At 65.2% G+C, this 13603-nt stretch carries 17 protein-coding genes and 1 pseudogene; 13 read left to right on the top strand and 5 right to left on the bottom strand.

Annotated features, from left to right (window positions below):
• The first annotated feature begins 409 nt into the window (after positions 1 to 409).
• On the top strand, positions 410 to 709 hold the full coding sequence (locus tag ACWEO2_RS40600; protein WP_452410242.1) for a helix-turn-helix domain-containing protein: 300 nt from the start codon (positions 410 to 412) through the stop codon (positions 707 to 709).
• A 17-nt stretch (positions 710 to 726) separates the two neighbouring features.
• Here ACWEO2_RS40600 and ACWEO2_RS40595 read toward each other — a convergent pair.
• Together ACWEO2_RS40595 and ACWEO2_RS40590 are read right to left on the bottom strand one after the other, a co-directional pair.
• A pseudogene (locus ACWEO2_RS40595) lies at positions 727 to 853 on the bottom strand (IS30 family transposase); the annotation flags it as partial.
• A gap of 40 nt (positions 854 to 893) precedes the next feature.
• Positions 894 to 1292 (bottom strand): DUF4870 domain-containing protein, encoded by a 399-nt coding sequence (locus tag ACWEO2_RS40590; RefSeq protein WP_452410241.1) that lies wholly within the window; start codon positions 1290 to 1292, stop codon positions 894 to 896.
• Between the two features lie 550 nt (positions 1293 to 1842).
• On the opposite strand from ACWEO2_RS40590, the gene ACWEO2_RS40585 reads away from it, so the two are divergent.
• The 8 genes from ACWEO2_RS40585 (at position 1843) to ACWEO2_RS40550 (ending at position 8899) form a co-directional block, all read left to right on the top strand.
• Positions 1843 to 2490 (top strand): helix-turn-helix transcriptional regulator, encoded by a 648-nt coding sequence (locus ACWEO2_RS40585; RefSeq protein ID WP_452410240.1) that lies wholly within the window; start codon positions 1843 to 1845, stop codon positions 2488 to 2490.
• Positions 2491 to 2522: 32 nt separating this feature from the next.
• Positions 2523 to 2987 carry a DUF3291 domain-containing protein gene (locus tag ACWEO2_RS40580; RefSeq protein ID WP_452410239.1) on the top strand — a complete coding sequence of 155 codons (465 nt, stop codon included), beginning with the start codon at positions 2523 to 2525 and terminating at the stop codon, positions 2985 to 2987.
• 705 nt (positions 2988 to 3692) lie between these two features.
• Positions 3693 to 5057, top strand: a complete 1365-nt coding sequence (locus ACWEO2_RS40575) for a glutamine synthetase family protein (protein WP_452410238.1) — start codon at positions 3693 to 3695, stop codon at positions 5055 to 5057.
• Complete coding sequence (locus tag ACWEO2_RS40570) at positions 5038 to 5778, top strand: gamma-glutamyl-gamma-aminobutyrate hydrolase family protein (RefSeq protein ID WP_452410237.1); 741 nt, start codon at positions 5038 to 5040, stop codon at positions 5776 to 5778. The genes ACWEO2_RS40575 and ACWEO2_RS40570 overlap by 20 nt, the downstream gene beginning before the upstream one ends.
• Positions 5775 to 7133, top strand: a complete 1359-nt coding sequence (locus tag ACWEO2_RS40565) for an aldehyde dehydrogenase family protein (RefSeq protein ID WP_452410236.1) — start codon at positions 5775 to 5777, stop codon at positions 7131 to 7133. The genes ACWEO2_RS40570 and ACWEO2_RS40565 overlap by 4 nt, the downstream gene beginning before the upstream one ends.
• A 10-nt stretch (positions 7134 to 7143) precedes the next feature.
• Positions 7144 to 7911, top strand: a complete 768-nt coding sequence (locus ACWEO2_RS40560; RefSeq protein WP_354955661.1) for a 3-oxoacyl-ACP reductase — start codon at positions 7144 to 7146, stop codon at positions 7909 to 7911.
• Positions 7912 to 7991: 80 nt separating this feature from the next.
• On the top strand, positions 7992 to 8156 hold the full coding sequence (locus ACWEO2_RS40555; protein WP_452410235.1) for a hypothetical protein: 165 nt from the start codon (positions 7992 to 7994) through the stop codon (positions 8154 to 8156).
• Between the two features lie 86 nt (positions 8157 to 8242).
• Positions 8243 to 8899: a TMEM175 family protein gene (locus tag ACWEO2_RS40550; protein WP_452410234.1), complete on the top strand. Its 657-nt coding sequence runs from the start codon at positions 8243 to 8245 to the stop codon at positions 8897 to 8899.
• A 49-nt stretch (positions 8900 to 8948) separates the two neighbouring features.
• Here the strand turns inward: ACWEO2_RS40550 and ACWEO2_RS40545 are convergent, their stop codons facing one another.
• Together ACWEO2_RS40545 and ACWEO2_RS40540 are read right to left on the bottom strand one after the other, a co-directional pair.
• Positions 8949 to 9611, bottom strand: coding sequence for a response regulator (locus ACWEO2_RS40545; RefSeq protein ID WP_452410233.1), 663 nt, complete (start codon positions 9609 to 9611; stop codon positions 8949 to 8951).
• Positions 9608 to 10723, bottom strand: coding sequence for a sensor histidine kinase (locus ACWEO2_RS40540; RefSeq protein WP_452410232.1), 1116 nt, complete (start codon positions 10721 to 10723; stop codon positions 9608 to 9610). Before ACWEO2_RS40540 ends, ACWEO2_RS40545 begins: the two co-directional genes overlap by 4 nt.
• A gap of 213 nt (positions 10724 to 10936) precedes the next feature.
• Between ACWEO2_RS40540 and ACWEO2_RS40535 the strand changes: the two genes are divergently transcribed.
• The 3 genes from ACWEO2_RS40535 to ACWEO2_RS40525 all read left to right on the top strand — a co-directional run bounded on the left by ACWEO2_RS40535 (position 10937) and on the right by ACWEO2_RS40525 (position 11897).
• A complete protein-coding gene (locus ACWEO2_RS40535; protein WP_452410231.1) occupies positions 10937 to 11347 on the top strand; it encodes a DUF6223 family protein in 411 nt (136 codons plus the stop codon).
• A gap of 132 nt (positions 11348 to 11479) precedes the next feature.
• Positions 11480 to 11608 (top strand): hypothetical protein, encoded by a 129-nt coding sequence (locus tag ACWEO2_RS40530; RefSeq protein ID WP_452410230.1) that lies wholly within the window; start codon positions 11480 to 11482, stop codon positions 11606 to 11608.
• Between the two features lie 73 nt (positions 11609 to 11681).
• Positions 11682 to 11897 carry a hypothetical protein gene (locus ACWEO2_RS40525; protein ID WP_452410229.1) on the top strand — a complete coding sequence of 72 codons (216 nt, stop codon included), beginning with the start codon at positions 11682 to 11684 and terminating at the stop codon, positions 11895 to 11897.
• Positions 11898 to 12038: 141 nt separating this feature from the next.
• Here ACWEO2_RS40525 and ACWEO2_RS40520 read toward each other — a convergent pair whose 3' ends face one another.
• Positions 12039 to 12758: an SDR family oxidoreductase gene (locus ACWEO2_RS40520; RefSeq protein WP_354955679.1), complete on the bottom strand. Its 720-nt coding sequence runs from the start codon at positions 12756 to 12758 to the stop codon at positions 12039 to 12041.
• Between the two features lie 91 nt (positions 12759 to 12849).
• On the opposite strand from ACWEO2_RS40520, the gene ACWEO2_RS40515 reads away from it, so the two are divergent.
• A complete protein-coding gene (locus ACWEO2_RS40515; protein WP_452410228.1) occupies positions 12850 to 13470 on the top strand; it encodes a TetR/AcrR family transcriptional regulator in 621 nt (206 codons plus the stop codon).
• Positions 13471 to 13603: the final 133 nt, after the last annotated feature.

The following is a 13603-nucleotide window of genomic DNA, read 5'->3' as shown; positions in this document are numbered from 1 at the left end:
ATCCGGCGGCAGACAGATCGTCACCCAGCGTTGCGCCAAACCACATCCCTCCCGCTGTACCGCGCGCCTCAGGTTACCTCTCGGAATCGACGAACGCAGATTCCTGACCGCTGTGACCAATCCGCCAGAAGAGTGCCCTGTCATCGGCATTCTCGGACGTTCCGCGCGGACGCCAACGGCCCGAGATGACGCGGGTTCATGCGGTCGTCGCAGCATTCTCGGTTGTGAGGTTGCGGCGGCCGTGTCGTTTTCGGGTGGTCTTGGTCAGTTCGGTGATCGATCGGTGAGTTCGAGGCAACGGTCCGGTTCGGTGGATCGCGAGCGTATCGGATTGGTGTTCAACGCAACTGGATCGGTGAATCAGGCAGCGAAGGCGGCAGGTGTTTCGCATCCGACAGCTCGTCGGGTCTTGGTCGCGGCGGGGCTGTTCAGCGCGGTCAAGGCTGAGCGGGGTAAGCCCGCGGCCAAGCAACGGTTCCTCGAGTTGATCGAGTCTGGTTGGTCGACGGCGCAGGCGGCTACCGAGGTCGGCGTGAATGTTCGCACTGCGCGAGATTGGCGTGACGGGGTGCGGAAAACTGTGCAGGGCGGGCAGATTCGCGCCGATGGCACCGTGGTGGAATATCGCGTCGGGAAGCACCATGCAGGTCCGGTGCCCGAGATCAGCAACGATGCGCCCATGGTGTTCAATGACCGGTTTGATCAGTGATCGGCCGGCTGAGGTCGAAGACCGTGCGCTGTGCCCGCTGGGCAAGTGGACCAGCATGGTGTAGCGGGTGCTGTGCTCGACCAGAGTCGCGATCGCGGTCCTATTGCGTGCATCGGTGATCAAATCACCTTCCCAGTTCCCGGGGTCGATGCCCACTGTCACCATCGAGGTTGTCCTCTCTTGCCTACTTGATCGAGTTGGCCAACTGATCGGCATATGGGGCAGTGAATTTTCCGACGATGGGAAGCTCTGCGCGGACACCGCCGGTGTTGTTCGCCTGGACCATGGCCGTGATCCATATGACGACCGCGAAGACCGCGACTGCGAGTCCGGCGAGGCTGAAGATGATCCCCAGGACTCCGAGGAGCGAGCCGACGATGCTCAGCACAATATTGACCACCGAGAGTGCCCCGAAGAAGACGATCGATTGCGAGGCATGGAATTTCACATCGGGATCTTTCTTTCCCACGAACAGGAAGATGATTCCGGTGAGCCACCCCAGTGCGTACGACAGGATCGCGCTGGTCTTTTTGTCCAAACCGGCGGACTGCGGTTGGTTGGCGGGAGGTTGAGAAGATGTCATGGGGCAAGTAGATGCCGCGCCCGCCACCTACCGATCCCAGGTTTCAGCCCGAACCCACAGGTCGCGGGCCAGCCGGTGAACGGGATCCCGGACGTGGTTCCTCTCGACGAGACGACTGCCGACGACCTCGAAACGCTTGGGCGATGGCTCATTACGCAATCGAGCACCTAAAATCCGCAGAGTAGCCGAGTCGGTCTCCGCGCAAGGGCCGCTGCACGGTCATCGTCACGGCGCGGTGCGTTCGGTCGGCCTCGAATCGATACAGCCACCTGCAGGTCGCCCGCCCCGCTCCGACCGGTTCGATCAGCGCGGTATGCGGCATGAGCGGACGTCGGTCAGTTCCTGATCGGGTAGCTGATCGTGGCATCGCTTCGGTCCAGGCTGGGTAAAAACGGGGGAACCTGCGACTGTCTGCCGTAGGTCACGCTGCGCTGGGGAAGTACGGATGGCCCTGCACCCAGTGGAATCCGCGACTGCGCGTTCCGGGTGGGTGAACCCGCGGCGGTAGGGGGCTTCTATCTCGGATGTCGATTGTTCTTAGAATGGGCGGGTGAAGGACATCGGTGCCATAGGCGTGCTGCAGGACCCGGTTCGACGGCGGCTGTATGACTATGTCGCGGCTCGTGGCGAGCCGGTGAGTCGCAATGAGGCCGTGACCGCGGCCGGGACTCAGCGCACGCTGGCTGCGCATCACCTCGACAAGCTGGTCGAGGCGGGGTTGCTCGAGACCGAGAGCCGGCGGCTGTCCGGCCGGTCGGGGCCGGGCGCGGGACGGCCCGCCAAGCTCTACCGTCGGGCGGTCGCCGAACATCAGGTCTCGCTGCCACCGCGCGACTATCGGACGGCCGCAGGCCTTTTGGCTCAGGTCGCCGAGGAGGCACGGTTGGATGTCGAGTTGCAGAAGGCGGCCCGTGAACAAGGGCGGGCAGCACGGGGCGAACCCGTGCACGACCTGTCTCGAGTGGCCGATCTACTTCGTGCTCGCGGTTATGAGCCCTTCGCCGACGATGACACCCTGCGCATGCGCAACTGTCCATTCCATGCCCTCGCCGAGGCGTATCCACCCCTAGTGTGCGGCATGAACCTCGCCTTGCTGGAGGGTCTGTTCGGAGACTCCGCGGAGGTGCATGTGCGCATCGACGCCCGCCCCGGAATCTGCTGCGCCGCCGTCGAACTCTCTAAAAACAATGAAGATTGACATAGAGTTCCGGGCATGGGTGAAGTGACCGCATGACCGGTTATCACCTCGCCGAACTGAACACGGCCATCATCAAGCACCCTCTGGACGACCCACGCATGGCCGGCTTCACCTCCATGCTCGAGCCGATCAATGCTCTCGCCGAGCGCTCACCGGGCTACCTATGGCGCATGGTGGACGATTCCGGGGTGGACGCCACCTCCATGCGCCCGCTCGGCGAGAACGTCATCGTCAACCTGTCGGTGTGGGAGACGCGAGAAGCGTTCTGGGACTATGTCTATCGCAGTGGCCATCTGGAATTCCTGCGTCGGCGCAGCGACTGGTTCGAGCGTCCCCGCGAGGACATGATCGTGCTGTGGTGGATACCTGCCGGGCAGATGCCGACCCTGGACGATGCGCTGGCCCGCTTGCAAGCGCTGCGTGCGAATGGCCCCTCACCCCTGGCATTCTCACTGCGCGAGAACTACACGGCCGCGGACGCGCAAGCGTTCGCGTGACCGCGCTCCGAACCCAGGCGAAACGCAGCCCGTCGCGTATGCAGTGACTGACCGGAGGCCACCACACGGCCGAGCTTCGCGAAATCGACTGAAATCGGCAGGAGCGTGCGTTGGGCCGAGCCTCGGTCTGGCCAGTCTGAACCGCGCGGGTCGCGGCTATTAGGGTGCGTTTCTTCGCCGTCAGCCCAGAGGGATTGCCTCCCGCCACCAGCAGAACCGGAGCGGTGATGGAGTTGAGGTCGAAACCCCGGGTGGAACCCCGTAACCGGGTCGACCGTAGGACACGAGCCGATTCCGCGCTCAGTGGCCGCCTCGAGCAGCGGGTCGAGCAGCACCCCGGTTTGCGGCGAACCATGGTGCCACACGAGAACTCCCGCACGTCCGTCTCGTTCGCTGTCATAAACGCGAACGACCCGGCCATCACGGAAATTGCATCCCGCGACGCGACCATACGGCCGGTACACACCGCCGGAAGCGGCCGGACCACCTCGCCATGATCGTCGGTGCAACGAAACGCCAGCTGTACATCATCGTTGGTGACCGACGGCAGGGGTCTCGGAACTCGCGACAACGTACTCGCCAACTGAGTCCTGCACGTCCTCCACCAGGCCGTTCAACAACCGACCATCGGGTTTTGTGTGTCCCAGCACACGGTCGTCCGTTTTGCTCTAGCGTTGGCACGGTTGCTGCCGAGAGGGGTCCATGATGCGTACGGGGATGCTGGAGCTGGTGCAGTTGCGCGGGCTCGTCGAGGCGGGGGAGATCGACACGGTGCTGGTCGCGATGACCGATATGCAGGGGCGATTGCAGGGAAAGCGTTGTGCGGCAAGGTTTTTCCTGGACGAAGTGGTCGGTCACGCAACCGAGGCGTGCAACTATCTGCTCGCCGTCGATGTCGATATGGCGACGGTCGGCGGCTATGCGATCTCGTCATGGGACACCGGATACGGCGACTTCGTCTTGCGCCCGGATCTGAGTACCTTGCGGCTGGTGCCGTGGCAGCCGGGTACTGCGCTCGTGCTGTGTGATGTCGAGCAGGTGGAACCGGCGAACAAGCCGGTCACGGTGTCGCCGCGGCAGATATTGCGGGCACAGTTGGAGCGGCTGGCCGAGCGCGGGCTGCGGGCCTATGTCGGCACCGAACTCGAGTTCCTGGTCTTCGACGACAGCTACGAGGATGCGTGGAATTCCGGCTATCGCGATCTGCGGCCCGCGAACCAGTACAACGTCGACTATTCGATGTTGGGAACTGCCCGCATAGAACCCCTGCTGCGCCGCATTCGCAATGAAATGGCCGGTGCGGGCATGTATGTCGAGTCCGCCAAGGGGGAATGCAATCCCGGGCAGCACGAAATCGCGTTCCGCTATGACGAGGCACTGGTGACCTGTGACAACCACAGTATCTATAAGAACGGTGCCAAGGAGATCGCCGCCCAGGACGGGCACAGTGTCAGCTTCATGGCAAAATACAATGAGCGCGAAGGCAATTCGTGTCACATTCATTTGAGTCTGCGCGCCGATTCGGGGGCGGCGGTCTTCGCCGGTGACGGTCCGCACGGAACCTCCGCGCTCATGCGGCATTTCCTCGCGGGACAGCTGGATTGCCTGCGCGAGTTCACCTATCTGCTCGCGCCGAATATCAACTCCTATAAGCGCTTCGTCCCCGGCAGTTTCGCGCCCACCGCCTTGGCCTGGGGACGCGATAACCGGACCTGTGCGCTTCGGGTGGTCGGTGCGGGGCAGTCGCTGCGGATGGAGAACCGGATTCCGGGCGGTGATGTGAATCCGTACCTGGCGGTGGCCGCCACCATTGCGGCCGGGCTGCACGGGATCGAGCACGGGCTTCCGCTCGAGCCGGAGTTCCATGGCAACGCCTACCTGTCCCAGCGTCCGCGGGTGCCGCGTACCCTGCGGGAAGCGGCGCAATTGTTCGGCGAGAGCAAGGTGGCACGAACAGCGTTCGGCGACGACGTGGTGGACCATTATCGGAATGCGGCACAGGTCGAGCTGGACGCCTTCGACGCCGCGGTCACCGATTGGGAGCGAATCCGTGGTTTCGAACGGCTCTGAGGAGATCCGTCCGGTCATCGGCCTGCCGACCTACGTGGAGCAGGCTCGGTTCGGCACCTGGAATGTGGAGAGCGCGGTGCTCGCGCACAGCTACGTGCGAATGGTCGAGCGCGCGGGTGGTATTCCGGTGCTGCTGCCACCCGCCGGAGTGGCACGCCCGGAGCTGGTGGAACGGCTCGATGGATTGGTGCTGACCGGCGGCGCCGATATCGATCCGGCGCGCTATGGTGCGCGACCCGATGCCGCGCTCGGCCCGCTCAAAGCCGATCGTGATGAATCCGAATTCGGTTTGTTCGCGCTGGCGCGTGCCGCGGGTCTGCCGATCCTCGCGATCTGCCGCGGTCTGCAATTGGTGAATGTCGCATTCGGCGGCACCCTGATACAGCACCTGCCGGATCTGCTCGGCAACGACGACCATTCCGGTACGCCCGACGGCTTCTACACGACCAAGGTGTCGACCGTGTCGGGCAGCCGGGTCGCCGCCATTGCCGGACCGGATGTGCAGGCGAGCTGTCACCATCACCAGGCCGTCGCCATCCTGGCCGAGGACCTGGTCGCGGCCGCGCACGCGCCGGACGGCACCATCGAGGCGGCGGAGACGACGGACGGTTCGTTCCTGGTGGGTGTGCAGTGGCATCCGGAGGCGGACGGCACCGATATCCGCCTGATGCGGGCGCTGGTCGAGGCAGCGGCAACCTATCGAAGGGAGCGGAATTCGTGACGACAACGCAGGTGGTCAACCCGGCGACCGAGCAGGTTGTCAGCACGCTCGAACTCGTCGGTGCGGACGAGACCGATGCGGCCATCGAGCGCGCGCAGCGGGCCGCGGTCGGTTGGCGCGAGGTCGTGCCGGGGGATCGGGCCCGGTTGCTGCGCCGATTCGCCGAGGCCGTCGATGCGAATCTCGAGCAGCTGGCGCGGTTGGAGGTCGCCAACGCCGGGCACACCATCGGAAATGCGCGCTGGGAGGCGGGCAATGTCCGCGATGTGCTGCATTTCGCCGCCGGAATCCCGGAACGCCTGCTGGGCGACCAGATTCCGGTCGCGGGCGGGGTTGATATCACCTTCCACGAACCGCTCGGCGTGGTCGGGGTGATCGTGCCGTGGAACTTCCCGATGCCGATCGCGGCATGGGGCTTCGGACCCGCGCTGGCCGCGGGGAATACGGTCGTGCTCAAGCCCGCCGAACTGACCCCGCTCACCGCGATCCGACTGGGCGAGCTCGCGCTGGAAGCCGGTGTGCCGGAAGGCGTTTTCCAGGTTCTGCCCGGTAAGGGGTCGGTGGTCGGGCAGCGGTTCGTCACCCATCCCGCCGTGCGCAAGGTGGTGTTCACCGGGTCCACCGAGGTGGGCAAGGAGATCATGGCCGGATGTGCACGGCAGGTGAAGCGGGTGACGCTCGAACTGGGCGGTAAGAGCGCGAATATCGTATTCGCCGATGCCGATCTGGAGCGGGCGGCGGCGACCGCGCCCTATGGTGTCTTCGACAATGCCGGACAGGACTGCTGTGCGCGGTCGCGAATCCTGGTGCAGCGCAGCGTCTTCGACCGATTCCTGGAATTGCTGGAACCGGCGGTGCGTGGGGTGCGGGTCGGCGATCCGGCGGACGAGGCCACCGAAATGGGGCCGTTGATCTCGGCGTCGCACCGTGCCAGGGTCGCCTCGTTCATCGAGCCGTCGACCAAGGTCGCATTCACCGGAACCCAACCCGATGGGCCCGGATTCTGGTACCCGCCGACGGTTGTGCTGCCCGATGCGCCCTCGGATCGACTGCTCACCGAGGAGGTCTTCGGTCCGGTGGTCGCGGTGGTCGCGTTCGAGGACGAGGCCGATGCGATCCGTATCGCCAATGACACCGAATACGGCCTGTCCGGCTCCATCTGGACCAATGACGTGGGCCGCGCACTGCGGGTGTCGCGCGGCGTCGAAGCCGGGAACCTGTCGGTGAATTCGCATTCCTCGGTGCGGTATTGGACGCCGTTCGGCGGATTCAAACAGTCCGGGCTCGGGCGCGAACTGGGACCCGATGCGGCACTGGCCTTTACCGAGACCAAGAACGTCTTCATCGCCACCTAATTAAGGAGATGTGTTGCAGCGCTTACAGGATCGAGTCGCGGTGGTCACCGGTGGCGGGAGCGGTATCGGCCTCGCCACCGTGCGCCGATTCGCCGCCGAGGGTGCCAAGGTAGTCGTCGCCGATATCGACACCGCCGCGGGACAGGCCGCGGCCACCGAGGTGGGCGGGCTGTTCGTGAAGGTCGACGTCACCGACGAGGCCCAGGTACGGGACCTGTTCCAGACCGCCGTCGACACCTATGGCGGACTCGATATCGCCTTCAATAACGCGGGAATCTCACCGCCGGAGGACGATTCGATTCTCACCACCGGCATCGAGGCCTGGCGCCGGGTGCAGGAGGTCAATCTGACCTCGGTGTATCTGTGCAGCAAGTACGCCATCGAGCACATGCTCGAGCGTGGGAAGGGCTCGGTGATCAATACCGCGTCCTTCGTCGCCGTCATGGGGGCCGCGACCTCGCAGATCTCCTACACCGCGTCCAAGGGCGGCGTGCTGTCGATGAGCCGGGAACTCGGAGTGCAGTTCGCCCGCAATGGAATTCGGGTCAATGCGCTGTGCCCCGGACCGGTGAACACGCCGCTGCTGCAGGAACTGTTCGCCAAGGATCCCGAACGCGCCGCGCGCCGCCTGGTGCACATCCCGGTCGGCCGCTTCGCCGAGCCGGAGGAAATCGCCGCCGCCGTGGCATTTCTGGCCAGCGACGACTCCTCGTTCATCACCGCATCGCAGTTCCTGGTGGACGGCGGCATCTCCGGCGCGTACGTCACGCCATTGTGACGGTACCGTTGACTCGGGCGCACTCCTGAGCAGCAAGCCAGGATGCGCCATTGTTCGCCGATCAGAGGGAGGCTCGTGAGATGAGTACGGAAGATGGGCGATCGCCCGGGCTGTTCAGTCACGACGCCCTGTCGACGGAATCGTCGGTACAAGCCGAGACCGTCGGCGCGGATTTCCGTCCCGTGTTCAGCCGTTCCGACGGCAGTGCGCCCGGGGCGTATCCGCAGCCGGAGCAAGGGAACTGAGAACGCGTAGCGCCTGATCCATGACGGCGCTACGCCCACAGCGATAGTCGGAGCATGGGTAGCGCCCGGGGCGTTACCCTGCACTCATGGTCGACGACGGGCAGATCCCGAACGCGCAACTATCGGGTACCGCCCGGGTGGAGGCGTTCAGCGATGGCGTGATGGCCATCGCAATCACCTTGCTGATCCTGGAGATTCGGGTACCCGAGCACGAGCCGGGCCACCTGCCCGAAGCACTCGGCCATATCTGGCCGTTCTACGTGGCCTACCTGGCGTCATTCCTGACCATCGGCATCATCTGGTTGAACCATCACTCGTTCTTCGGCCGCCTGCGCCACCTCGACCACGTAATCCGCTGGTGGAACCTGATGCTGCTGCTCGGCGTCTCCATATTGCCGTTCCCCACCGGACTTCTCGCCGAATATGTCGTGCACGGCGAACAACGCGACGCCGCCGTGGCCGCCGCCATCTACGGCATTGCCGGTGTCATCATGACCATCCCCTGGGCGCCCATGTGGTGGCGCCTCGTCCGCCGCCCCGAACTCTTCGAACCCGGCTTCGACGCCGCCTTCGCCCGCCGCGAAGCCACCCGCGCCTACCCGGGCATCCTCATCTACGCCGTCTGCATAGCGATCGGTCTCGTCTGGCCCGTAGTAGCCATGATCCTGTACTTGCTCGTGGGAATTTTCTACGCCATCACCAGCCAGGGCTGGTTGAAGCAGTCGGTCGACGATTCCGAATAGGTTCGTAGATAAGCGGATGCGAATGGCCATGCCGCACTATGCCGGGAGATCAGGAGTTGCGCGGGACCACCAGGCCGGATTCGTAAGCGAGAACGACGAGTTGGGCTCGGTCGCGGGCGTGCAGCTTGGTCATGGCCCGGTTGATATGCGTCTTCGCGGTCAGCGGGCTGATGACCAAACGCTCGGCGATCTCGTCATTGGACAGACCGTGCGCGACCAGGACTACCGCCTCGCGTTCGCGGTTGGTCAGTTCATTCAGCCCTGTGCGGGTGCCGGTGTCGAGCGGTTGGGCCACATACCGGTTGATCAGCCGACGCGTGATCGACGGTGCGAGTAGGGCATCGCCGCGTGCGGCGACACGTATCGAATGGAGGAAGTCTTCCGGCTGGATGTCCTTGACGAGAAATCCGGCCGCACCGGCGCGCAGCGCGTGGAAGACATATTCGTCCAGGCCATAGTTGGTCAGGATGACGACGTGTACTCCGGCCAGATCCGGATCCGCGGCAATGCGCCGGGTCGCCTCGATACCATCGACGATCGGCATTTGAATATCGATGAGCGCGATATCGGGCAGGTGCTTGCCGACCAGCGCCACGCCTTCGCTGCCGTCGGCGGCCTCGGCCACCACCACGATGTCGTCCTCGAGGTCTAGGAGTGCGCGGAATCCGCTGCGAATGAGCGGCTGGTCATCGACCAGCAGGACACGAATCATGCTCTATCCATGGGAAGTTCGGCGTGTACGCAGAAGCCGCCCTGGCTGCGCGGAGCCGCCCGCAGGTGACCGCCGAGAGCGGTGACTCGTTCACGCATCCCGAGCAGCCCGACACCCGGCAACGGCGGAGTATCCGCAGTGGCCTTGCCATCATCATCGACCTGTATGACCAGAGTATCGGGCCGGTAGTCGATCCGAACCGATGCCGTCGCTGCGCCAGCATGGCGGGCAATATTGGTCAGCGACTCCTGAACGATGCGGAAGACGGTGCGGTCCAGCGCCGTCGGCAGATCCTGGCATTGTCCATCGATCGTCAGCGTCGCGTCCAAACCTGTTGCGCGGGCGCGTTCCACCAGGCCCGGGACGTCAGCGAGCCCTTGCCGCTGGCTCTTCCCGTCGTCACGCAGCGCCTCCAATGTGGTCCGTAGTTCCCGCGCGGCCTCGCGACCGGCATCCCGGATCGCCAGCAGCGACTCCGGCACCGCTTCGCCCCGCTTGTGCGCCACATGCACAGCCGCCTCGGACTGGACCTTGATGACCGAAATCTGGTGCGTGAGTGAATCATGCAGCTCGCGTGCGATGTGCAACCGCTCCTCGTCGGCGCGACGTCGCGCGGTCTCCTCACGGGTGCGTTCGGCCTCATCGGCCCGGCGCTCGGCCTGCCGCAGCGCTTCACCCGCCGCGCCCGCCGCGATCAGCCAGGCGAGTTGGAGAGCATCCCGCCCCTGTCCGAACGCCTCGCCGACCGGCCGATCCTGGTGAGCGGCAAGGATTGCGAGCGGAAGCGTCGCCACCATAATGACCGAACCCGCCACCGCTACTATCCGGTGGCCCGCCCGCACCGCACCGTACACCGCGAACAGATACGCGACAGCGGGGACATCGAAACCGATTGCTTGATAACCGAGTACGCACAACCCGGTCACGGCCAGCACAGTGATCGGAGCCCAACGGTATGCGGCCAGCGCCAGACCGCCGACTGTCAACAAGACGTAGCCCAGCGGGGCGAGATCCGTGGGTGAGTGCTGCCCGGACAGCGCGGCGACGAGCAGGATCGCCATCGCGCCGACGGCCACCGCCCGATCTCCGACGCCGGTCCGACCCCAACTCATGACTGCACCCTAGCCCGATGTGCGCGCGGGCGACTCGTACCGACAGACGAAAGGCCGCCTACCACATACGCGGTACTTCTGCCGCTCCTGCCACGGCCGCGGTAGTCGACCACCGCATGAGTCGCAGGGGGAATTGCCGACGTCAGCACGACGACCGGAGGCAGGCCGGACGGGCAGGCTCAGGCTACGTCCACCGATAACAAGGAGCATCTCATGTCCATCCCTCTCCGACGCGCCGTCGCGGCCACCCTCCTCGCAGGCTTGTCGCTCGCCACACCGGCGGTCGCGCACGCCTCCGTCCAACCGGCCGCCGCCAGCGTTTACACCCTGAGCGCCGGGCGAATCGGGGCCAGCACAGCCGCCCTCGTAGGGCTGGTCGGCGCGATCATCGGCGGCCTGACCCTGGCCCGCGCCGACCGGATCGGCAACCGTGCGAAAGCCGCCATCACGGCCCTGACCGCGGGACTGATCAGCCTGGCCCTCGGCGGGCTCGTCGCAGCCACCGCCAAGGGCGGCATCGGCACCGGCAACGGTCTGGGCGGCGCCTACGTTGCGTTGGTGGTGGGGCTGATCAGCACGGTCCTCGGCGGGCTCGCTCTAGCCCGTTCTCGTCGCACCGGATAACCGCGAAACTCCAACCGAGTTCGGCAAGGAATATCTGGAATTCCTCCACGAGTCGTCTTCCACAGCACGGGATTTCGCGGTTCTCGATGATGTCCAACCACCGCGCGGTCCGTGGTAGGGATAGTGGGGATCTTGGTGGTGGGATTTCGTGCGGAGCGCCGGATGCGGCCGCAACTCGAGCGGCTGGAGGAACTCGCCGACCGAGTTCGTCAGGTGCGCGAGCAGTCTGAGCGGATGCGCGCGGAACGTGACGGGCAGTGACGCGGTTCGAGGATTGCGGGCTGAGTTCCGCGCGTAGTGCGTACTCGACCCATCGAAGGGAGACCCGACTGCGATGACGCCCCGTCCGGTCGCGCAGACCGACGGCGTGCCTAGACTGGCGGGCGAGAAGGAAGGACCGCTGATGAAGCGAAATCTGAACTGCCCCTGTGGCGAACATATCGTCGGGGCGGACGAGGACGACCTGGTCGCGAAGACGCAGGCGCATCTGGCCGAGAAGCACCCGGGGCACGAATACTCCCGCGACCAGATCCTGTTCATCGCTTACTGACCAACCGCACACGGCTTTTCGTCGCCGCACATCTGCGGGCCACCCTGGGTACTGGTGGGCGGGCAGGTGTCGTGACGAAAAGCCGTGTGGGCGGATTATTTCCGACGAATCGGATAGCTCTCACACTTCACCCGTTATTGATCACTGGGGCGAGCCCAGGCGCGCGCCGCCGTCGACGCGGACCACGATGCCGGTGGTGAAGCCATTGGTGACCAGGAATTCGATGGCCTGGGCGATATCGTCGGCGCTGCCGATCCGGCCGACCGGGGTCTGCGCCGCGATTCCGGCGAACACCTCGGCGCGGGCGTCTTCGGGCAGGAAGTTCCACCATTCGGTATCGATCACGCCCGGTGAGACGGCATTCACCCGTACCGGCGCCAATTCGACCGCGAGCACCGGGACGATGGCCTCGACGCCCGCATTGACGGCGGCCAGTGCCGCGGTGGTCGGCATCGAACCGCCCGCGGATGCCGCGGAGACCAGCGTGATGGAGGCGCCGGGTGCCAGCTGCGGCAGTGCCGCCTGAATCGTGGCGATATGCGGCAGCAGTTTGCCGGAGACATGGGTCTGCAGGTGATCCAGGCGGAGTTCGCGGAACGGGGTCGTGCCGGACGGTCCGGTGACCGTCACCACGACATGGTCGACCGGGCCGACCTCCGAAAACAGTTGGGCCAGTTCACTTTCGTTCCGTGCGTCCACCACCTTGCCGGTGACCTCGGGGCCCAGTTCCGCCAGCGCGGCGGTGAGTCGTTCCTCGTTGCGTCCGGCGATGACGACTTGCGCGCCGTTCTTGGCCAGTCGGCGAGCGGTCGCCAGGCCGATTCCAGAGGTCCCGCCCACGATGACGACTTTGTTGCTCACAACATCCTCCTGAAGTTCCAACCACGATGATTTTCGAACCACCGTGCCTCGTTAATATATTCGAGGCACCGTGTCTTGTAAAGTGACGTGCATGACAGGAACCCGGGGGCGACCCCGCAGCGAGGACGCCAGGCGCGCCATCCTGCATACGGCGTTGGAACTCTGCGAGCGGGACGGCTACCAAGACCTGACCATCAAGGCCATCGCGGACGGGGCCGGGGTGGGCAGGCAGACGGTCTATCGCTGGTGGCCGGACAAGGCGTCGATTCTGATCGAGGCGCTGATCGGCTTGGCCGATGAGCATGCGGAGTTGCGGGTTCCGGACGAGACCGCCGATGTGCTCGGCGCGCTCGAGCTGCTGCTGACGGCCACCTTCGAACTCGCGCGGAAGGTGACGGGCCAGGCGCTGGTCGGCCTGATGGCGGACGCGCAGCGCGATAGCAACCTGTCGAATCGACTTCAGGAGGCCGTGATCGGCCCGCGCCGAGCGGCCCTGCGCGCACTGCTCCAGCGGGGTGTCGACGCGGGAACACTGATCGAGGCGGTCCCGCTGGATCTCGTGGTGGATTTCGCCTTCGGCGCCATGTGGTACCGACTGCTCAGCCATCACGCGCCGGTCAACGCCGCACTCGCGAAGGATGTCACGACCGGCATCGCCACCATGCTCGCGCCGAACACGCCGGGGCGCGTCCGTCGTGAGATCCAGATTTAACGGAGCGTAACCGGAGCGAAACCTCGTGTGATGACACTAGGTGGAGCAGTGTGACGCGAGACACCTTACGCCACAGACACTTTAGCGCTTGGGCGGGAGCGGTGCGCGCCTGCCTGCGTGCAGATGAGGTAGC

This window comes from Nocardia sp. NPDC004278, assembly GCF_053602975.1.
This window is presented reverse-complemented; position numbering and strand designations above follow the sequence as displayed.

What these genes read in the sequence shown, in the direction of transcription:
- ACWEO2_RS40540 (WP_452410232.1), bottom strand. Translation starts at nt 10,723, where the DNA reads ATGAGTTGGGGTCGGACCGGCGTCGGAGATCGGGCGGTGGCCGTCGGC.
- ACWEO2_RS40590 (WP_452410241.1), bottom strand. Translation starts at nt 1,292, where the DNA reads ATGACATCTTCTCAACCTCCCGCCAACCAACCGCAGTCCGCCGGTTTG.
- ACWEO2_RS40515 (WP_452410228.1), top strand. Translation starts at nt 12,850, where the DNA reads ATGACAGGAACCCGGGGGCGACCCCGCAGCGAGGACGCCAGGCGCGCC.
- ACWEO2_RS40580 (WP_452410239.1), top strand. Translation starts at nt 2,523, where the DNA reads ATGACCGGTTATCACCTCGCCGAACTGAACACGGCCATCATCAAGCAC.
- ACWEO2_RS40545 (WP_452410233.1), bottom strand. Translation starts at nt 9,611, where the DNA reads ATGATTCGTGTCCTGCTGGTCGATGACCAGCCGCTCATTCGCAGCGGA.
- ACWEO2_RS40525 (WP_452410229.1), top strand. Translation starts at nt 11,682, where the DNA reads ATGACGCCCCGTCCGGTCGCGCAGACCGACGGCGTGCCTAGACTGGCG.
- ACWEO2_RS40550 (WP_452410234.1), top strand. Translation starts at nt 8,243, where the DNA reads ATGGTCGACGACGGGCAGATCCCGAACGCGCAACTATCGGGTACCGCC.
- ACWEO2_RS40575 (WP_452410238.1), top strand. Translation starts at nt 3,693, where the DNA reads ATGCGTACGGGGATGCTGGAGCTGGTGCAGTTGCGCGGGCTCGTCGAG.
- ACWEO2_RS40555 (WP_452410235.1), top strand. Translation starts at nt 7,992, where the DNA reads ATGAGTACGGAAGATGGGCGATCGCCCGGGCTGTTCAGTCACGACGCC.
- ACWEO2_RS40535 (WP_452410231.1), top strand. Translation starts at nt 10,937, where the DNA reads ATGTCCATCCCTCTCCGACGCGCCGTCGCGGCCACCCTCCTCGCAGGC.